Source organism: Phycicoccus sp. CSK15P-2 (genome assembly GCF_016888005.1).
Lineage (GTDB): Bacteria > Actinomycetota > Actinomycetes > Actinomycetales > Dermatophilaceae > Phycicoccus.
Window position 1 is genome coordinate 1 of sequence record NZ_JAFDVE010000021.1, and the last position, 19281, is coordinate 19281.

At 71.9% G+C, this 19281-nt stretch carries 21 protein-coding genes; 13 read left to right on the forward strand and 8 right to left on the reverse strand.

Annotated features, from left to right (window positions below; translation table 11 throughout):
- Positions 1-114 precede the first annotated feature (114 nt).
- The gene (locus JQN72_RS18435; RefSeq protein ID WP_239100143.1) at positions 115-768 is read right to left on the reverse strand and encodes a DUF4870 domain-containing protein; all 654 of its coding nucleotides are present in this window, start codon (positions 766-768) and stop codon (positions 115-117) included.
- A gap of 167 nt (positions 769-935) precedes the next feature.
- Entirely contained in the window at positions 936-1808 is an 873-nt protein-coding gene (locus JQN72_RS12375) for a DUF3097 domain-containing protein (RefSeq protein WP_204134047.1), read from the reverse strand.
- Positions 1809-1979: 171 nt separating this feature from the next.
- On the opposite strand from JQN72_RS12375, the gene hrcA reads away from it, so the two are divergent.
- The 8 genes from hrcA (at position 1980) to era (ending at position 9213) form a co-directional block, all read left to right on the forward strand.
- A complete protein-coding gene (gene hrcA, locus JQN72_RS12380; RefSeq protein ID WP_204134048.1) occupies positions 1980-3011 on the forward strand; it encodes a heat-inducible transcriptional repressor HrcA in 1032 nt (343 codons plus the stop codon).
- Between the two features lie 53 nt (positions 3012-3064).
- The gene (dnaJ, locus tag JQN72_RS12385) at positions 3065-4189 is read left to right on the forward strand and encodes a molecular chaperone DnaJ (protein WP_204134049.1); all 1125 of its coding nucleotides are present in this window, start codon (positions 3065-3067) and stop codon (positions 4187-4189) included.
- A 5-nt stretch (positions 4190-4194) separates the two neighbouring features.
- Positions 4195-4938 (forward strand): 16S rRNA (uracil(1498)-N(3))-methyltransferase, encoded by a 744-nt coding sequence (locus tag JQN72_RS12390; RefSeq protein WP_204134050.1) that lies wholly within the window; start codon positions 4195-4197, stop codon positions 4936-4938.
- A gap of 79 nt (positions 4939-5017) precedes the next feature.
- Positions 5018-5368 carry an HIT domain-containing protein gene (locus JQN72_RS12395; protein ID WP_204134051.1) on the forward strand — a complete coding sequence of 117 codons (351 nt, stop codon included), beginning with the start codon at positions 5018-5020 and terminating at the stop codon, positions 5366-5368.
- A 54-nt stretch (positions 5369-5422) separates the two neighbouring features.
- A complete protein-coding gene (locus tag JQN72_RS12400; RefSeq protein ID WP_204134052.1) occupies positions 5423-6514 on the forward strand; it encodes a PhoH family protein in 1092 nt (363 codons plus the stop codon).
- Positions 6511-6978 carry an rRNA maturation RNase YbeY gene (gene ybeY, locus JQN72_RS12405; protein WP_204134053.1) on the forward strand — a complete coding sequence of 156 codons (468 nt, stop codon included), beginning with the start codon at positions 6511-6513 and terminating at the stop codon, positions 6976-6978. The genes JQN72_RS12400 and ybeY overlap by 4 nt, the downstream gene beginning before the upstream one ends.
- 7 nt (positions 6979-6985) lie before the next feature.
- Positions 6986-8275 carry a hemolysin family protein gene (locus JQN72_RS12410; RefSeq protein ID WP_204134054.1) on the forward strand — a complete coding sequence of 430 codons (1290 nt, stop codon included), beginning with the start codon at positions 6986-6988 and terminating at the stop codon, positions 8273-8275.
- Positions 8272-9213, forward strand: coding sequence for a GTPase Era (era, locus tag JQN72_RS12415; protein ID WP_204134055.1), 942 nt, complete (start codon positions 8272-8274; stop codon positions 9211-9213). The genes JQN72_RS12410 and era overlap by 4 nt, the downstream gene beginning before the upstream one ends.
- A gap of 10 nt (positions 9214-9223) precedes the next feature.
- On the opposite strand, the gene JQN72_RS12420 is transcribed toward era, so the two are convergent.
- The 5 genes from JQN72_RS12420 to JQN72_RS18935 all read right to left on the reverse strand — a co-directional run bounded on the left by JQN72_RS12420 (position 9224) and on the right by JQN72_RS18935 (position 12910).
- Complete coding sequence (locus JQN72_RS12420; protein WP_204134056.1) at positions 9224-9910, reverse strand: helix-turn-helix transcriptional regulator; 687 nt, start codon at positions 9908-9910, stop codon at positions 9224-9226.
- Positions 9911-10130: 220 nt separating this feature from the next.
- Positions 10131-10814 (reverse strand): helix-turn-helix transcriptional regulator, encoded by a 684-nt coding sequence (locus JQN72_RS18930; RefSeq protein ID WP_204134057.1) that lies wholly within the window; start codon positions 10812-10814, stop codon positions 10131-10133.
- A gap of 13 nt (positions 10815-10827) precedes the next feature.
- Complete coding sequence (locus JQN72_RS12430) at positions 10828-11505, reverse strand: helix-turn-helix transcriptional regulator (RefSeq protein ID WP_204134058.1); 678 nt, start codon at positions 11503-11505, stop codon at positions 10828-10830.
- 13 nt (positions 11506-11518) lie between these two features.
- Positions 11519-12202, reverse strand: a complete 684-nt coding sequence (locus JQN72_RS12435; protein WP_204134059.1) for a helix-turn-helix transcriptional regulator — start codon at positions 12200-12202, stop codon at positions 11519-11521.
- A gap of 18 nt (positions 12203-12220) precedes the next feature.
- Positions 12221-12910, reverse strand: a complete 690-nt coding sequence (locus JQN72_RS18935) for a helix-turn-helix transcriptional regulator (RefSeq protein WP_204134060.1) — start codon at positions 12908-12910, stop codon at positions 12221-12223.
- Positions 12911-13333: 423 nt separating this feature from the next.
- Here JQN72_RS18935 and JQN72_RS12445 point away from each other — a divergent pair, with 423 nt between their 5' ends.
- From JQN72_RS12445 to JQN72_RS12460, 4 genes are all read left to right on the forward strand, one after another.
- Positions 13334-14368 (forward strand): aspartate-semialdehyde dehydrogenase, encoded by a 1035-nt coding sequence (locus tag JQN72_RS12445; protein WP_204134061.1) that lies wholly within the window; start codon positions 13334-13336, stop codon positions 14366-14368.
- Positions 14369-14409: 41 nt separating this feature from the next.
- Positions 14410-14667, forward strand: a complete 258-nt coding sequence (locus JQN72_RS12450) for an acyl-CoA-binding protein (RefSeq protein WP_204134062.1) — start codon at positions 14410-14412, stop codon at positions 14665-14667.
- Positions 14668-14986: 319 nt separating this feature from the next.
- A complete protein-coding gene (gene leuA, locus JQN72_RS12455) occupies positions 14987-16732 on the forward strand; it encodes a 2-isopropylmalate synthase (protein ID WP_204134063.1) in 1746 nt (581 codons plus the stop codon).
- 12 nt (positions 16733-16744) lie between these two features.
- Entirely contained in the window at positions 16745-17608 is an 864-nt protein-coding gene (locus JQN72_RS12460; RefSeq protein ID WP_204134064.1) for a PfkB family carbohydrate kinase, read from the forward strand.
- A gap of 124 nt (positions 17609-17732) precedes the next feature.
- Here JQN72_RS12460 and JQN72_RS12465 read toward each other — a convergent pair whose 3' ends face one another.
- Positions 17733-18359, reverse strand: a complete 627-nt coding sequence (locus JQN72_RS12465; protein WP_204135507.1) for an alpha-ketoglutarate-dependent dioxygenase AlkB — start codon at positions 18357-18359, stop codon at positions 17733-17735.
- 69 nt (positions 18360-18428) lie between these two features.
- On the opposite strand from JQN72_RS12465, the gene JQN72_RS12470 reads away from it, so the two are divergent.
- Positions 18429-19271, forward strand: coding sequence for an AlkA N-terminal domain-containing protein (locus tag JQN72_RS12470; RefSeq protein WP_204134066.1), 843 nt, complete (start codon positions 18429-18431; stop codon positions 19269-19271).
- The last annotated feature ends 10 nt before the right edge of the window (positions 19272-19281 follow it).

Here is a 19281-nt window from a genome sequence, read left to right on the forward strand (position 1 = left end):
GCGGGGCGGGGGGCGGGGGCGGGGCGCCCCCCGCCCCCCCCCCCGCCCCGCCCCCCCCCCCCCCCCCCCCCCCCCCCCCCCCCCCCCCCACGGGTCAGCGGTGTGATGCCTGCGTCAGCGGACGAACTTCGGCGTCATCGGCGGGTCCCACCACTCGCCGTTGTTCGCCTTGACCATGCCGATGACGGGCATGACGAGGCTGTACACGGCGACGAGGAAGATCGTCACGAACCCGATGAGCACGAACATGAGGACAATCGAGACCACGATGCCGATGATCGTCGTGATCTGGATGTTCAGCGCGTTCGCCGTGTGGGACCGCACGAAGGGGCCCCGGTCCCGGTACAGCAGGTACATGACGAGTGCGGCGACGAACCCGAGCGTCCCGCTCGTGACGACCATGACGGCGAGGGTGATGCCGTGGGCCGCGAGGCCCCAGGTCTTCTCCTCCTGCACCGTCATGGGGGTCTGGCCGGCCGGGGCGTACCCCGGGGCCTGACCGTGAGCGCCAGGCGGGGGCGGAGGGGGAGGGGTGGCCGACGCCCCGGGCGGCGGCGGGCCGGCCGGGGGCGGTGGCGGTGGGACGTCGGCGGCGGGCGGCGGTGGGCTCGGCTCGTGGGCCGGCTCTGGCTCGGGGTCCGGGGTGGTCTCGGGGTCCGGGGTGGTCTCGGGCGCGACGGTGTCCCCGTCCTGCGGGGCCGGGGGCGGTGCGACGACCTCGGTGGGCTCGGTGCTCGACGCGTCGTCTCGGGGCTTCTTCTCGCTCATGCTCTCCTCCTTGCGGTCTGCCCCTATCTCACACCCCGACATCGCCCTGACGCACGGACCTCCGGGGCGAGTCGGGGTTTGCATCGGGGTCCGGTCAGGGCCGACCCCCATCGGGATGCGCCGGGCGGCACCGACCTGGGTCCACGGACCTCGTCGGCCCGGTGCGGCTACGGCGCGGTGACGAAGTCGATGAGCTCCTCGACGCGGCCGAGGAGCTCGGGCTCGAGGTCGGTCCAGGAGTCGACGGCCGCGAGGATCCGTTTCCAGGCCCGGGCGAGGTCGGCCTGGGTCTCGTGCGGCCATCCCAGATGGGCGCAGATGCCGTGCTTCCACGACGTGCCGCGGGGGACGACCGGCCAGGCGTCCATCCCGAGCCGCTGGGGCTTCACCGACTGCCACACGTCCACGTACGGGTGGCCGACGACGAGGACGTGGTCCGCGTGGGGCCGGACCCGGCGGGCCTCGTCGACGACGCGGGACTCCTTGCTCCCCGGGACGAGGTGGTCGACGAGCACCCCCATCCGGTGCTCGGCGTCGGGCCGCACCTCGCGGATGACGGCGGCGAGGTCGTCGACGCCGTCGAGCATCTCGACGACGACGCCCTCGACGCGCAGGTCGTCGCCCCACACCTTCTCGACGAGCTCTGCGTCGTGGCGGCCCTCGACGTAGATCCGGGAGCCGCGGGCGACCCGGGCCCGCGCCCCCCGGACCGCGACGGAACCGCTGGCCGTCCGGGACGAGCCGGCACGCGCGGCGGAGAGCCGGGTCGCCTGGGCCGCCGTGGGCGGGACCAACGTGACCGGCGCACCGTCGACGAGGAAACCCGGCCCGAGCCGGAAACCCTTCGTCCGTCCGCGGCGGTCCTCGAGGTGGACGACGTGGATGCCCCCGGCCTTCTCGACCCGGACGACCGCCCCGACCCACCCGGTCTCCGCGTCCTCGACGACGGTGCCGGGCTCGGCGGGCAGCTCGACCGCGCGCCCCCGACGAGGGGCGCGCCAGTCGCCCGAGAGCACGTCCGTCCCGTACCTGTCCACCACGGCCGCGAGGCTAGCCCGCCCAGCCGGGAGCGGCGTGGACCGCCGCGCGGCGGTTCCGGCTTTCGCATCGTCCGGGCGCGGCGCGTAGGATTGGCACTCCGGCGGCGAGAGTGCCAGCACGTGCTCCGCCCGCGCGCAGCAAGCCCCGACGACGCCCGGAGGAGGACGACCGTGAACGACGACCGCCGGCTCCGGGTCCTGCGAGCCATCGTCCAGGACTACGTCGAGACCTCCGAGCCCGTCGGGTCCAAGGCCCTGCTCGAGCGCCACCGGCTGGGGGTCTCCGCCGCGACCGTGCGCAACGACATGGCCGCGCTCGAGGAGGAGGGCCTCATCGCGGCGCCGCACACGAGCGCTGGGCGCATCCCCACCGATGCCGGGTACCGCCTCTTCGTCAACCGTCTCTCGCAGATCAAGCCGATGACGGTCGCCGAGCAGCGCGCCATCGGGCACTTCCTCGAGGGCGCCGTCGACCTCGACGACGTCGTCGACCGCACCGTCCGCCTCCTCGCGTCGCTGACGCGTCAGGTCGCCGTCGTGCAGTACCCGTCGCTGTCCCGCTCCTCGGTGCGGCACGTCGAGCTCGTCCCGATCGGTGGCCCGCGGCTGCTCGTCGTCCTCATCACGACCACCGGACGCGTCGAGCAGCGGGTCATCGACGTCGGCACCGACCTGCTCACCACCGAGGGCGAGGCCACGCTGTCCCTGCTGCGGACCGAGCTCAACGCCGCCACGAGCGGGCGCACCCTCGCCGACGCCTCCGCCGAGCTCGCCGTCGTGCCCGAGCGCCTCGACCCCGCCCACGGCGAAGTCGTGCGCGCGGTCGTCGCGGCTCTCGAGGACTCGCTGGCCGAGGAGCGTGAGGAGCGTGTCGTCCTCGCCGGCACGGCCAACCTCGTCCGCTCCGACCGGGACTTCTCGACGAGCATCGGGACGGTCCTCGAGGCCCTCGAGGAGCATGTCGTCCTCCTCAAGCTGCTCGGCACCGTCGCCGAACAGGGCAATGCCGTCGCGGTCCGCATCGGGGGCGAGAACCCCTACGCGGGCCTGCAGAGCACCTCCATGGTCTCGACCGGCTACGGCGCCGGGAGCGACCTCGTCGCCGCCCTCGGCGTCGTCGGCCCCACCCGGATGGACTACCCCGGGGCCATGGCCGCCGTGCGCGCCGTCGCCACCTACGTCTCCCGGATCCTCGCGGACTGACGCGAGCGAGCCCCGCCACCCACCGACCACCTGCCACGGAGGACCACCCACCCGTGAACGACTACTACGCCGACCTCGGCGTCGCCCGCGACGCGAGCCCCGAGGACATCAAGCGCGCCTACCGCCGTGCGGCACGCCGCCTGCACCCGGACGTCAACCCGGGCGCCGAGGCCGAGGACGAGTTCAAGAAGGTCTCGCAGGCCTACGACGTCCTGTCCGACCCGCAGAAGAAGCAGGCGTACGACATGGGGTCCGACCCCTACGCGGGCGCGGCCGGCGGTTTCGGCCAGGGCTTCTCGTTCAGCGACATCATGGACGCCTTCTTCGGTGGCACGGCCGCGGGGGCGACGGGGCCACGCTCGCGGCAGGCCCGTGGTCAGGACGCCCTCGTCCGCCTCGACCTCGACCTCGCCGACGCCGTGTTCGGGGCGGAGAAGGAGCTGAGCGTCGACACCGCGGTCGGGTGCAGCACGTGTCACGGCGACGGCAAGCAGCCCGGCACCTCGACCCGGACGTGCGACGTCTGCGAGGGTCGCGGCGAGATCCGGCAGGTGCAGCGCAGCTTCCTCGGGCAGGTCATGACGACCCGTCCGTGCATGACGTGCCAGGGCTTCGGCGAGATCATCACCGACCCCTGCTACGAGTGCAGCGGCGACGGCCGGGTCCGTACCCGGAGCACGATGACGATCAAGGTCCCGGCGGGTGTCGACACCGGCACGCGCATCCAGCTCGCGGGACGTGGTGAGGTCGGCCCGGGCAACGGGCCGGCGGGGGACCTCTACGTCGAGGTCGCGGTGCGCCGCCACCCGGTCTTCCAGCGGCAGGGTGACGACCTCCACGCGACGATCGAGGTGCCGATGACCGCCGCGGCCCTCGGCGCGTCGCTCGCCATGGACACCTTCGACGGCGGCCAGGAGCTCGACCTGCGCCGCGGCACCCAGTCCGGTGAGACGAGCACGCTGCGCGGCCTCGGGGTCACCCACCTGCGCGGCGGCGGACGCGGCGACGTCGTCGTGCACTGGATGGTGCAGACCCCGACCCGGGTGGACGCCGAGCAGGAGGAGCTCCTGCGCCGCCTCGCCACGCTCCGTGGTGAGGAGCGACCGGAGGGCAAGGCCACCAACCCCGCGGAAGGGTCGCTCTTCGGCAAGCTCCGCGACGCGTTCAAGGTGCGCTGAGCCCGGTGACGCTGCCGGTCTACCTCGTCGCCGGGGGTCTGCTGGACGGCTGCGAGGCCGGCGACGTCGTCCGGGTCGACGGCCCCGAGGCGCGGCACGCCGTGGCCGTCCGACGCACGCGGGCGGGGGAGCGGGTCGTGCTCGCCGACGGGGCGGGGTGCTCGGCCGAGGGGGAGGTCGCCGAGGTCGACCGCGACACCTTCGCCGTCCGGGTCGACGCGGTCCGTGACGAGCCCGAGCCCAGCCCACGCTTCGTGCTCGTCCAGGCCCTGGCCAAGGGCGACCGGGACGACCAGGCGGTCGAAGCGGCCACCGAGTGCGGTGTGGACGAGGTCGTCCCGTGGCAGGCGGCGCGCAGCGTCGTACGGTGGCGGGGCGAGCGGGGCGAGCGCTCACGACGCAAGTGGGACGCGGTGATCGTCGCGGCGACGAAACAGTCCCGCCGGACGCGTCGGCCGGTGCTGGGCGCGACGGCCACGACGGAGGCTCTCGTCGCGCGCGTCGGCACGGCGGACCTCGCGCTGGTCCTGCACGAGGACGCGACCCTGCCGCTCGCTGGGGCGACGCTGCCGGAGGCGGGGGAGGTGCTCGTCGTCGTGGGCCCCGAGGGTGGGGTCGCCCCCGAGGAGCTCGAGGCGCTCGAGGCCGCCGGGGCCCGTCCGGTGCGCCTCGGCCCCACCGTGCTGCGCTCGTCGAGCGCCGGCCCCGCGGCGCTCGCCGTGCTCAGCGCGGCTGCTCGCTGGCGTTGACCGCCGCATCGCGGGCGGCGAGACCGTCGTGGTCCGGCTCGCCGTCGACGTCCGAGAGCGCTGCCCCTAGGGTCGGGGCATGAGCGAGACGAGCCCGGACTGCCTCTTCTGCCGGATCGTCGGCGGTGACGTCCCCGCCGACGTCGTCGCCGAGAGCGAGCACTCGCTCGCCTTCCGGGACATCGAGCCCCAGGCGCCGACGCACTGCCTCGTCATCCCACGGCGTCACGTCGCGACCGTCGGTGAGCTCGCCGACCACCCCGACGAGCTCACCGACGCCGTCGTCCTCGCCGCCGCCGTGGCGGCCCAGGAGGGGCTCGACGACGGGTACCGCCTCGTCGCCAACACCGGCGCCCGGGCGCACCAGACCGTGTTCCACGCCCACCTGCACGTCCTGGGTGGCCGCGACATGACGTGGCCCCCCGGCTGAGCGGCGGTTTCTCGTGTGCCTGTCGTCGGTGCGGGCCCGTAGACTGGGGCCACGATGACTGACCCGCACTCCGACGATCCCGTCGTGCCCTCCGGCTCCACCCAGCCCCACGTGCCCCAGCACACGGTCACCATCCCTCCCGAGGTCCAGATGGTCACCCTGCTCGGCCCGCGCGACGAGCTCCTGCGGACGATGGAGCGCCAGTTCCCGCAGGTGCAGATCCACGTCCGGGGCAACGAGTTCCACATCGCCGGCCCGAGCTCCGAGGTCGCCCTCGTCGAGCGTCTGGTCGACGAGCTGCTCGCGGTCCTCGAGGGCGGCCAGCCACTGAACCGGGACGCTGTCGAGCGGTCGATCCAGATGCTCCGCGCGCAGACCGTCGAGCGGCCGGCCGACGTGCTGACGATGAACATCGTCAGCAACCGGGGCCGCACGATCCGCCCCAAGACGCTCGGGCAGAAGCGGTACGTCGAGGCCATCGACGAGCACACCGTGATCTTCGGCATCGGCCCGGCCGGCACCGGCAAGACCTACCTCGCCATGGCGAAGGCCGTCGCAGCGCTCCAGGCCAAGCAGGTGAACCGGATCATCCTCACCCGGCCGGCGGTCGAGGCGGGGGAGCGGCTCGGGTTCCTGCCGGGCACGCTCAACGACAAGATCGACCCGTACCTCCGCCCGCTGTACGACGCGCTGCACGACATGGTCGACCCCGACTCCATCCCGCGGCTCCTCGCGGCCGGCACGATCGAGGTCGCGCCGTTGGCGTTCATGCGGGGTAGGACTCTGAACGGTGCGTTCGTCATCCTCGACGAGGCGCAGAACACCACGCCCGAGCAGATGAAGATGTTCCTCACCCGGCTCGGGTTCGGCTCGAAGATGGTCGTCACCGGCGATGTGACCCAGGTCGACCTGCCGGGCGGCAACCAGAGCGGCCTGCGGGTCGTGCGCGACATCCTCCACGACCTCGACGACGTCCACTTCAGCGAGCTGACGGCCGTCGACGTCGTGCGGCACCGGCTCGTCGGCGAGATCGTCGACGCCTACGGTCGGTGGGACGCCGGTCAGCAGCGCCGCACCCCGCGGGACACGCACGAGGGACGTCGCCCCCGCACCCGCCGCGGCGAGCAGGAGCGGCCGGCGCCGTGAGCATCGACGTCCTCAACGAGACCGACCACGTGCTCGACGAGCTCGAGCTCGTCGCGTGCGCCAGGTACGTCCTGGACCGGATGAAGGTCCATCCCCAGGCCGAGCTGTGCATCCGGCTCGTCGACGAGCCGGCCATGGAGACTCTCCACGTGCAGTGGATGGACCTCCCCGGCCCCACCGACGTCATGAGCTTCCCGATGGACGAGCTGCGTCCGGGGCGGGACGGCCTGCCCCCCGAGGAAGGCGTCCTCGGTGACCTCGTGCTCTGCCCGAGCGTCGCCGCGAAGCAGGCGCGCGAGGCGGGCCACGCCACCGAGGAGGAGCTGCTCCTCCTCACGACGCACGGCATCCTCCACCTCCTCGGGTTCGACCACGCCGAGCCGGACGAGGAGAAGGAGATGTTCGAGCTGCAGCGCCAGCTGCTCCTCACCTTCCTCGCGACCCGCGGCCGTCCGGGGGCCTGACCCCGCCATGACCCGGATCGTCCTCGCCGCGGTGCTGGCCACCGTGTTCGCCTTCCTCATCTCGATGGCCGAGTCCGCCATCGCGCGCATGTCCCGGGTGCGCGCCGACGAGCTCGTCGACGAGGAGCGACCCGGGGCGGCCGCGCTGGTCCGGGTCGTGGCCGACACCGCCGCCTACCTGTCGGTGCTGTCCTTCCTCCGCGTCATCGCCGAGTCCACCGCCGCCGTGATGGTCACGCTCGCCGCGGTCGACGCGGTGGAGGGCACGTGGCAGCCGTTCCTCGTCGCGATCGGGGTTATGGCGCTGGTGTCGTTCGCGATCGTGGGCGTCTCTCCGGGGACTCTCGGCCGTCAGCACAGCACCGGTGTCGCGCTGGTCGCTGCGCCCGTCGTGATCTGGCTGCGCCGGCTCCTCGGCCCCTTCGCCCGGCTGCTCATCGCCCTGACCAACGCCGTCACCCCCGGGAAGGGCTACCGGGACGGCCCGTTCGAGAGCGAGTCGGAGCTGCGGGGCCTGGTCGACGTCGCCCGCGAGAACCGGCTGATCGAGGCCGACGAGCGCGCGATGATCCACTCCGTCTTCGAGCTCGGCGACACGTACACGCGCGAGGTCATGGTTCCGCGCACCGACATGGTGGCGATCGACGCCGACCGTGTCTGCCGCCAGGCGATGAAGCTCTTCCTGCGCTCGGGGTTCTCACGCATCCCCGTCGTCGGTGAGAACGTCGACGACGTCGTGGGGCTGCTCTACCTCAAGGACGTCATCCGCCGGCTCAACGCCGACCCGGACGCCGAGACGCTGCCGGTCACCGAGGTCATGCGTCCGGGCCGGTTCGTCCCGGACAGCAAGCCCGTCGACGCGCTGCTGCGCGAGATGCAGCTCGAGCAGACCCACCTCGCCGTCGTCGTCGACGAGTACGGCGGGACGGCCGGCATCGTGACGATCGAGGACATCCTCGAGGAGATCGTCGGGGAGATCACCGACGAGTACGACCGGGAAGGTCCCGAGACCGAGCAGCTCCCCGACGGCCGGACCCGCGTGTCGGCGACGATGCACGTCGACCATCTGGCCGAGCTCTTCGAGGTCGATCTCGACGAGGACGAGGTCGACACCGTGGGAGGGCTGATCGGCAAGACCACCGGCATGGTGCCGATCCTCGGGTCGACGTGCGAGGTCGCCGGTCTGCGACTGACCGCCGAGCGGATGTCCGGGCGGCGGCACCGGGTCGCGACCGTCGTCGTCGAGCGGGTCGCTCCCGTCGCGGCCGAGGACGAGCTGGAGGAGCGGGTCGGATGAGTGAGGTCACAGCCGCGCCCGAGGACGGTGGGTACGTCGCCGGCTTCGCCTGCTTCGTGGGCCGCCCGAACGCGGGCAAGTCGACGTTGACGAACGCGCTCGTCGGGCAGAAGGTCGCGATCACCTCGAGCAAGCCGCAGACCACGAGGCACACCATCCGCGGCATCGTGACGACCGAGCGCAGCCAGCTCGTCCTCGTCGACACGCCGGGTCTGCACCGGCCCCGAACACTGCTCGGGGAGCGGCTCAACGACCTCGTCCGCGAGACGCTGCTCGAGGTCGACGTCATCGGGTTCTGCCTGCCGGCCGACCAGCGGGTCGGTCCCGGTGACCAGTTCATCGCGGCAGAGCTCGCCGAGCTGCAGCGGGGCAGGCGCACACCGGTCGTGGCCATCGCGACGAAGTCCGACCGGGTCGACAAGCAGCGCCTGGCCGAGCACCTCATCGCCGTCGACCAGCTGGGGGAGTGGGCTGCGATCGTCCCGTGCTCGGCCACCGGGGACGACCAGGTCGACGTCGTGGCCCGGGTGCTGTCCGAGCACCTCCCCCCGTCACCGGGTCCGTTGTACCCCGACGGGCAGCTCACCGACGAGCCCGAGGCCGTCATGGTCGCCGAGCTCGTCCGTGAGGCCGCCCTCGAGGGGGTGCGTGACGAGCTGCCGCACAGTCTCGCGGTGGTCGTCGTGGAGATGGTTCCGCGCGAGGACCGGCCAGAGGACGACCCGCTCCTCGACGTGCGCGTCAACGTGTTCGTCGAGCGCGACAGCCAGAAGGCCATCGTCATCGGACGTGGTGGCTCACGTCTGCGGGAGGTCGGGACCACGGCGCGGCGGGGCATCGAGGCGCTGCTCGGCCAGCGAGTGCACCTCGACCTGCACGTCAAGGTCGCCAAGGACTGGCAGCGAGACCCGAAGCAGCTCCAGCGGCTGGGGTTCTGACAGCGGGCGATCAGTAGGTTCCGCTGCCGATCAGGGCGATCGCGTGCGAGCGGTTGCGGGCCCCCAGGCGGCGGATGACCTCCGAGACGTCCGCTGAGACCGTTCGTTCCGACACGTGCAGCTGCCGAGCGATCTGCCGGTCGCTGGCACCGTCCGTGAGGAGGAACGCGATGTCGACCATGCGCCGCGTGAACGGTGGGTCCTCCCCGGGCGGCACCGCCGGCTCGGAACCCTGCCACACGTGCTCGAAGCACCGGACCGCTGCCGCGACGACGTGCGGGATGGTGCTGCTCCAGACGCCACCCGTGAGCGGGTTGCCCCGCGGGACGCCGACGAAAACGAGCGAGGCGTCGACGATGAGCAGGGGAGCGACGACCGGAGCCAGCCGGACTCCGCGGTGATGGCTCGTGAGCATCGGGAGTCGGCCGGTGGCCCGGGGCGTCGTGACGTACCGGTACTCGACCCGCGGCGAGTCCGCGACCTCGGCCAAGGGCCGTGCAGCGCCGACCTCTCCCCAGGAGGGCAGCGCCGTCATGTGCCAGAGGGACCTGCGGACGGAGCGGGCGAGGTCGTCCACTCCCGCACGAATGGCGCCGCCGGCCGCGCCCAAGGAGGTCAGCCGAGGGTCTCCGGCGTGAACGAGGCCCTCGACCCAGTGGAAGAACTGCCGAGGCCCGTCGTCGGGTGTGCTGGTCATCGCACGAGCGAGGTGGGCCCGACTCCTCCGTGGTCCTCGTGGACCCGGTGAGCACTCGCCCTCTCGTCGACGCACGGCTCGGCACCGGTCGTCCCCACAGAAGCCTCCCTCGCTGTCCGCGGCCACCTGCCCCGGTCGCCCCGCCGAGAGTGTACGAGGGCGGCCGCTCATGTCGTGGGAGGGTTCGTGCGCCGGGAGTCGTCGGCGTGCCGTCGAGGGGTCATCGCGCGCCGTGGTTGAGGGTCGAGACCGCGTGTGCCCTGTCTCGGTCACCGAGCCAGTCGGTGACGGCGCGGACCTCGGTCGAGACCGTCCTCGGGCTGACGTCCAGTGCTTCCGCGATCTCCTGGTCCGAACGTCCCTCCGCGAGCAGCATGGCCGTCTCGAGCCTGCGTCCGGAGAGCAGGGCCCGGTCGACCATCTGAGAGACGGGTCGTGCAACCGCCCACGCCGCCTCGAACACCTCGACGCCACGCCGGAGCAGGTCCTCGTCGGTCGTCTCCCACACGGTTCCCGCGAGCTGCGTGCCGTCAGGTCCCGAGACGAAGGCATGCACCGAGTCGGTGATGAGCATCGGTGCGACGATCGCGCCGACCCGCGCCTGTGGACATACGGACGCGGACAGAGGGTTCGAGGCGATCAAACCCTCCGTGACGAGGTCGCGATCGCGGGGCAGAGGGACCTGGTGTGCCTGGGTGTACGTCGTCATTCCCTCGCGAACATCGCGGACCGTCGCCGACAGCTGCTGGTTCCAGACGCTGTCGCTTGTCCGGTGGGCCCGAGCCCTCACGAAGTGCGCGGCCTGGGTCTGATGGCCGAGGAGCCGTACGCGCGGGTTATCCGTCAGCATCAGCTCGGCGAGTAGCGCGAAGAATACGGTCTGGGTTGCGACGGGGTCGGTCACCGGTGGCGTCTCCTCATTGGTCGGCGCCGACGAGCATGGCGACGGCGTGGGCGCGGTTGCGTGCGCCGAGCCAGTCGATGATGTGGCGGATCTCGGTGGAGACGGTGCGTTGGCTGGTTCCCAGCGCGGTGGCGATCTCGCGGTCGGTGCCCCCCTCGGCGAGGTGCAGGGCGACCTGGAGGCGGCGGGACTCCAGCAGTGGACGGTCGACGATCTCGATGATGGGGCGGCTGTTGACCCAGGTGGCGAGGAAGGTCTCGCAGGCGCGTGCGACCAGGCCGGGGTCGGTGGTCTCCCAGATTGTCGCCTCATGGCGCGTCCCGTCGGGTCCGGCGAGGAACGCCTGCGATTGGTCGACGATGAGGAGGGGCGCTGCGACATCTGCGACGCGGGACTTCGGTTCGGCACTCGCGTAGAGGGGGTTGATGCGCAGCGTGGTCCGTGTAGTGATCTCGCACATGTCGAGAGATCCCAGGTGGGTGAGTGCCTGTTCGCGTCGAAGGCCTTCTCGCAATGCCGGAATGTTCACCGACACTTGCATGTTCCAGGTGTGCACCCGAGCTCCACCGAGGCCGCGCGTGAGGTGTCGGGAGGCGTCAGCCAAGGGGCCCAAGAGTGTTACGCGGGGGTCGTTGGCGAGCATGAGCTGGGCGACGTGATCAAAGAAGCCGGTCTGGAGGGGGTCGGTCACCGCCGGTATCTCCTCACTGGTCGGCGCCGACGAGCATGGCGACGGCGTGGGCGCGGTTGCGGGCGCCGAGCCAGTCGATGACGGCGCGGATCTCGGTGGAGACGGTGCGTTGGCTGATGCGGAGGGAGTGGGCGATGTCGCGGTCGGTGGCGCCGTCGGCGAGGTGGAGGGCGACCTGGAGACGTCGCGGGGGTAGCAGTGGCCGGTCGGTGACTTCGGTGATGGGTCGGCTCCCTTCCCAGGTGGTGAGGAAGACCTGGCAGGCGTGGGCGACGAGCCCGGGATCGGTGGTCTCCCAGATGGTCGCTTCGTGACGGGTCCCATCAGGTCCAGCGAGGAAAGCGTGCGTCTGGTCGACGACGAGGAGGGGTGCTGAGACATCTGCGACCCGGGACAGTGGCTCGACGCTGGCGTAGAGCGGATTCGTCCTCAGACTGGTTTCGGTGACCATCTCGCGAACGTCCCTGACGGAGCCCAGGCCTAGTTCGGCGGCCGTGTGGATCCCGTCGCGCATCGCCAGGAGAGGTAACGTGAGCTGCATATTCCACAGACTGGACCGAGTCGTGCCCACTCGGTTGGCAATGTGGGCTGGAGCATCGGGCAGCTGGCCGAGCAGGGTGAGGCGGGGCTCGTCGGCGAGCATGAGCCGGGCGACGTGGTGGAAGAAGTCGTCGTGTCGGGCGGTGGGGGTGTTCATGGCAGGGGGGTCGCCTGCTCAGTGCTCGGTGCCGACGAGCATGGCGACGGCGTGGGCGCGGTTGCGTGCGCCGAGCCAGTCGATGATGTGGCGGACCTCGGTGGAGACGGTGCGGTGGCTGGTTCCCAGCGCGGTGGCGATCTCGCGGTCGGTGGCGCCGCCGGCGAGGTGGAGGGCGACCTGGAGGGGGCGAGGTTCTAGCAGTGGGCGGTCGACGACGTCGGTGATCGGGCGGCCGACCGTCCACGCGGCGAGAAATATGTGGCACGCAGGTCCGACGATATCGGTGTGCACCGACTCCCAGATGGTGTCGGCGTACCTGGTGCCCAAGGGACCTGCCAGCAAGACATGTGTTTCGTCGGTGATGAGCATCGGGTCGCTCACGAAGTGAATCCGATCCTGGGGGTGGAGACTCGGAAAGAGGGGGTTATCCGCCAGGCCACGAGCATCAACCAGACCTCGCTCCTCTGGGAGACCACCGGGGTGGTGCCTGTCAAAGCTCCGCGATCCGTTCGTCGTGGAGCGCACGCTGACCGTGACCTGCTGGTTCCACAAGCTGTGGCGGGTCTGCGCGTACCGGCGGTCAAGGTGCTCGTCCGCGGACGTGAGTGGTCCGAGCAGGGTGAGGCGGGGGTCGTCGGCGAGCATGAGGGCGTGAACGTGGTCGAAGAACGCTCGAGCGGACGTCGGCTCCGAGGGGGTCCGCACCTGTCCTCCTCCATTCCTGAGCCCTGCCCACCAGCGGGGCACATCCCTGGGTCCGTGCGTCTGGAGATGCTATCGAGGCCCGCGTCCGAACCAGGTCAGCGACAGGGCCGGTAGCGGCGTGTTCGAGAAGCGCAGTGGGCAGCACTGTCCCGATCGCGAAACGCGTGGCCCCTTCCGGCCAGGTGGAGGTCTCCGTTTGCGAACTCTCGCAAAGTCGCTGGACTCCGGCTGGACAGCACATTCACAGTAGTCATGCGACGGCGACCGTTCGACGGCCGGCCGTCGCGCCACGTACGGACCTCCGGGGCGGAGAGCGGGCGTGGCCGGGTGCGCCGTTCCAGGGGTGGGGGCGCTCCGGCCACGCCATCCGCTCGGATGACGGTCCGGGCCGGCGCCCACGCCCCGTCTCCCTAGACTAGGTGCATGCGAGTCGGAGTCTTCGGTGCCACCGGTCAGGTGGGCAAGGTCATGCGTACCCTCCTCCACGAACGGAACTACCCGGTGGAGGAGATTCGCTACTTCGCCTCAGCGCGCTCAGCGGGGAGCACGCTGCCGTGGGGGGACCGCGAGGTCGTCGTCGAGGACACCGCGGCCGCCGACTTCTCGGGTCTCGACATCGCGCTCTTCTCCGCCGGCGGTACGACGTCGAAGGAGTGGGCCCCTCGGGTCGCCGAGGCCGGCGCGACCGTCGTCGACAACTCCAGCGCCTGGCGGAAGGACCCCGAAGTCCCGCTCGTCGTCTCCGAGGTCAACCCCGACGACCTCGACGACATCCCCAAGGGCATCGTCGCCAACCCCAACTGCACCACGATGGCGGCGATGCCGGTCCTCGCGCCGCTGCACGCACGGGCAGGCCTCGTCCGGCTCCACGTCAGCAGCTACCAGGCGGTCTCGGGCTCCGGAGGCAAGGGCCTCACCGAGCTCGACGACCAGCTGCGCGGCGGGTACGCGGCCGGCGACCCCAAGCAGCTCGCCCTGGCCGGCGACGCCCTGGCTCTCCCGGAGCCCCAGGTCTACGCGGTTCCGGTGGGCTTCAACGTCGTCCCGCTCGCCGGCTCGGTGGTGGACGACGGCAGTCTCGAGACCGACGAGGAGCAGAAGCTGCGCAACGAGTCGCGCAGGATCCTCCACATCCCCGACCTCCGGGTGTCCGGCACGTGCGTGCGCGTCCCCGTCTTCACCGGTCACAGCCTCGCCGTCCACGCGGAGTTCGAGCACGACATCACCCCGGAGGATGCCGTGGCAGTGCTCACCCAGGCGCCGGGGGTCGTCGTGACGAACGTCCCGAACCCCCTCCAGGCCGCCGGGCGCGACGAGGTGTTCGTCGGGCGGGTCCGCGCGGACCAGGCCGCACCGGACGGAAAAGGGTTGGCGCTGTTCGTCGTCGGCGACAACCTCCGCAAGGGCGCCGCGCTCAACGCGGTGCAGGTCGCGGAGGAGCTGGCCAAGCGCGCCTGACGAGGGATGCCGCGGTGGGTGAGCGGTCGTAGAGTTGCGCCATGGCATGGCTTGACGAGGACTTCGACGCCGCGGTCGCGGCCGTGTCCGCGATGACGAAGGACCCGGGCGTCGAGACCAAGCTGCGTCTCTACGCCCTCTACAAGCAAGCCACTGAAGGTGATGTCTCGGGCGCCCGTCCCGGGTTCACCAACCCCATCGGCCGCGCCAAGTTCGACGCCTGGGCAGCGGTCAGCGGGACACCGCGGGACGAGGCCATGACCCAGTACGTCGACACCGTCGAGACGCTGCGCTCCTAGTCGGACGTTCGCGGCACGCCCGGGTCAGCCCCGAGGGTCGGTCACGACGTGCACCCGGTAGGCCTCCCGGGTGCGGTTCCGACCACTCCCCGACGCGCTCAGGGCGACGCGTGGACGGCTGCATGGTCCTCGGGACGACCGACTGAGCCGTGGACGACCATGGGCGTGGCGCGCCCGCGTGTGGCATGCTCTTTCCGTGCGTTCCTCGCGCCTCCTCCTTCGCTGCCGCGGCGGGGCCTGACACTGGCCGCCCCTCGTCGCGGAGTCACTGCTGCATCGGCCGGTCCCACCGCAGACGAGTCGAAGGCGAAGTGAGCAGATGATCCACCCCCAGCACTCCTCCGGGATGCCGACGCAGAAGTACGTCCCGTTCCAGGAGCAGATCCGCGTCGAGCTCCCCGACCGCACCTGGCCGGACCAGGTCATGACCACGGCCCCGCGCTGGTGCGCCGTCGACCTCCGCGACGGCAACCAGGCGCTCATCGACCCGATGGACGCCGAGCGCAAGCTCCGGATGTTCCAGCTGCTCGTGAAGATGGGCTACAAGGAGATCGAGGTCGGTTTCCCGAGCGCGAGCCAGACCGACTTCGACTTCGTCCGCGAGCTCATCGAGGGCGGTCACATCCCCGACGACGTGACGATCCAGGTCCTCACCCAGTGTCGGGACCACCTCATCGAGCGCACCTACGACGCGATCCGTGGCGCGAAACAGGCCATCGTCCACTTCTACAACTCGACCTCGGTGCTGCAGCGGCGTGTGGTGTTCGGCATGAGCCAGGACGGCATCGTCGACATCGCCCTGCAGGCGGCCCGGCTGTGCCGCAAGCTCGAGGAGACCGTCCCCGAGACCACCGTCTACTACGAGTACTCGCCGGAGTCCTACACGGGCACCGAGCTCGAGTTCGCGGTTCGCATCTGCAACGAGGTCATCGAGGTCATCGACCCCACCCCCGACCACAAGATGATCGTCAACCTCCCGGCGACCGTCGAGATGGCCACCCCGAACGTCTACGCCGACTCCATCGAGTGGATGGTCCGCCACCTGGACCGGCGCGAGTCCGTCGTCGTCAGCCTGCACCCGCACAACGACCGCGGCGAAGGGGTCGCGGCCGCCGAGCTCGGCTATCTCGCCGGAGCGGACCGGATCGAGGGGTGCCTCTTCGGCAACGGCGAGCGCACCGGCAACGTCTGCCTCGTCACGCTCGGGATGAACCTCTTCAGCCAGGGCATCGACCCGCAGATCGACTTCTCCGACATGGCCGAGATCCGGCGAACGGTCGAGTACTGCAACCAGCTGCCGGTGCACGAGCGGCACCCGTGGGGCGGCGACCTCGTCTACACGGCCTTCTCCGGCTCCCACCAGGACGCCATCAAGAAGGGCTTCGAGGACATGGACGGCCGGGCCAAGGCGGCCGGCACGAGCATCGACGACCTCGACTGGGGCGTGCCGTACCTGCCGATCGACCCGCACGACATCGGCCGCTCCTACGAGGCGGTCGTGCGCGTCAACAGCCAGTCCGGGAAGGGCGGGGTCTCGTACCTGCTCAAGAGCGAGCACGGACTCGACCTCCCGCGCCGGCTGCAGGTCGAGTTCAGCCACGTCGTCCAGCGCCGAACCGACACCGAGGGGGGCGAGCTCACCGGCACCCAGATCTGGGCGATGTTCGCCGACGAGTACCTGCACGCCGACGACGCCGAGCAGCGCTGGGGGAGGCTCACGCCGGTCCGTTCCACGATCACCGGCACCGACGACGGCCAGGACGTCATCGACGCGGTCGTGCGCGTCGAGGGCACCGAGACCGAGATCCACGGCCGGGGCAACGGCCCGATCGACGCCTTCACCGCCGCTCTGGCGACGCTCGACGTCGACGTCCGCGTGCTCGACTACCACGAGCACGCGCTCTCGGCCGGCGGGGACGCCCGCGCGGCGGCGTACGTCGAGTGCGCCGTGGGCGACCGCGTCCTGTGGGGTGTCGGCCTGCACGAGTCGATCGTCAAGGCATCGCTGCGCGCCATCCTCTCGGCGGTGAACCGGGCCGAGCGCGCCGGCGCCGAGACCGACTGAGGCTCCGGACGCATGGGTGCGGTGCTCGCGTGCGGGCTGGCGACGGTCGACGTCGTCCAGGTCGTCGCGGCGCCGCCCTTGCCGGACGAGAAGGTCGTCGCCCTGGCGTCGACCGTGGCGGCGGGTGGGCCGGCGTGCAACGCGGCGATGACGGCGGCCCTGCTCGGCGTCGAGACCCGCTTCGTCGGGGCTGTCGGCAGCGGCCCGCTGTCCGCCGTCGTGCTGCGTGACCTCGCGACCCACGGGGTGGCCGTCACCGACCTCGCACCCGCCGCCTTCGAGCCACCGTTGTCGACGGTGCTCGTGACGGAGGCGACGGGGGAGCGGGCCGTCGTCTCGCGCAACGCCGTGGGGACGGCGGACTACCGTGCGCTCGCGGACCGCGACCTCGACGCCCTCCTCGAGGGTGTCACCGCGGTACTCGTGGACGGCCACCACCTCCCGGTGGCACTCGGGGTCGCCCGGGGTGCCCGGGAGCGCGGCGTGCCCGTGCTCCTCGACGGCGGTTCGTGGAAGCCCGGGCTCGAGGAGCTCATCGCGGACGTGGACATCGCCGTGGTCTCGGCCGCGTTCTCACAGCCCGGCGGAGGCGGGTTCGAGACGCTGCTCGACGCCGGCCCCGGGTGGGTCGCGTGCTCCGACGGCGCCGGGCCGGTGCGCTGGTCGGCTGCCGACGGCCGCGGTGGACAGGTCGACGTCCCGGTCATGGACGTCGTCGACACCCTGGGTGCTGGGGACGTCCTCCACGGCGCTCTGCTCGCCGAGGTCGCCCGCGACGGCACGGCCGACCTCCCGGGGATGCTCGCCGCGGCGGTGGGGGTCGCGAGCCGCTCGGTGGGTGCGTCCGGCGCACGGGGCTGGGCCGAGCAGCACTGACCACCGGCATCGACACCGAGGAGCTCGGTGCTGTTCCCGCACACCGAGCCGCTGCCGCTCGACCTCGTCCGCCGGGTCGTCGAGTTCCGGGTCGGGGAGATCCGGGGCTGAGCGTCCGGGTGGCTCAGCGGACGCCGCGCACCCGGAACTGCACACTGATCCGCGGCCCGACGGGTCTGGCGGTCTTGGGGACGCAGTGGTCCCAGGTGCGCTGGCACGACCCACCCATGACGAGGAGGTCACCGTGCCCGGCGGCGAACCGTACCGAGGAGCCGCCGTCACGGGGGCGCAGGGCGAGATCGCGCGGAGCCCCGACGGAGAGGATGGCGATCATGGTGTCCTCGTCCCGGCTGCGTCCGACCCGGTCGCCGTGCCAGGCGACCGAGTCCTGGCCGTCGCGGTACAGGCAGAGGCCCGCGGTGACGAACGGCTCGCCGAGCTCGTCGCGGTAGTGCGCGGTGAGCGCGTCGCGGCACTCGTCGAGCACGGGGTGGGGGAGTGGCCGTCCCTCGCCGTAGAACGTCAGGAGGCGAGGGACGTCGACGATGCCCTCGTACATCTGGCGGCGCTCGGCGTACCAGGGCACGTCACGGCGCAGGGCCCCGTAGAGCTCGTCCGCACCACCGACCCAGCCCGTGCGGCGGTCGACCCAGGCACCTTTCCCGAGGTCGATGCGCTGGACCGCGGTTCCGAGCGGCCGGACCTCGATGCCGTCGGCGAGGTCGAGGAGGGAGCCCTGGAGCACGGACATGTCTCGAGTGTAGGAACGAATCGAACACCTGTCCACACCCTGTGTCCCCCGCCCGGCAGGATGGCCACCATGGAGGACGCCGTGGAGCACGCCGTCAGCAATCCGGTCGACGTCCGGGCCGCCCGGGCGTGGCTGCTCGCCCACGCGGTCGAGGGAGTCGACCGGGTGACCGCCGAGGCGGGCGGCACGACGGTCACCCGGCGTGTCGGCACCGCTCGTGGCTCCGTGGAGCTCGCCGTGGTCCTCGCGGCAGGAGCGACTCCCGTCCTCCGGGTCGGCGGTCCGGGCACCGAGGAGGCCGTCGAGGTCGGGCGACGCTGGCTCGGGGTCGACCTCGACGTCGCGTCCGGGGTGGCGGCGCTGGGGACGGACCCCGTGCTGGGGCCGCTGGTCGCCTCACGGCCGCACGTCCGGGTGCCCGGTGCCCCCGACCCGTTCGAGGCCGCCGTCGGCATCATCGTGGGACAGCACGTGTCCCTCGTGGCGGGCCGGGTCTTCGCCGCCCGTCTCGCGGCGCGCGGCGCCGCTGTGCGGGACCTGGCGCGTGCCGACCCCGCCGCGGTCCGGCGTGAGGTGGGGGTCACGGGCGGTCGCGCGCGGTCCCTCGTCGCGCTCGCCCGAGCGGTCGAGGGCGGTCTCGACCTCGGTCCGCAGCCGGACCCCATCGCCCGGGCCGAGGTCCGGGCCGGGCTCCTCGCACTGCCGGGGGTCGGTCCCTGGACGGCCGACCTCGTCGCGATGCGCTGCCTGCGCGACCCCGACGTGTTCCTCCCCGGTGACCTCGTCCTGCGCAAGGCGCTCGGGGGCGTCCCGGCCGCCGAGGCCGCCCGCCTGGCGGAGGCATGGCGTCCGTACCGCTCGCTGGCCGTCGTCCACCTCTGGACCCGTCACGCCCTCGACCCGCCGCGCTGACGACGGCGGG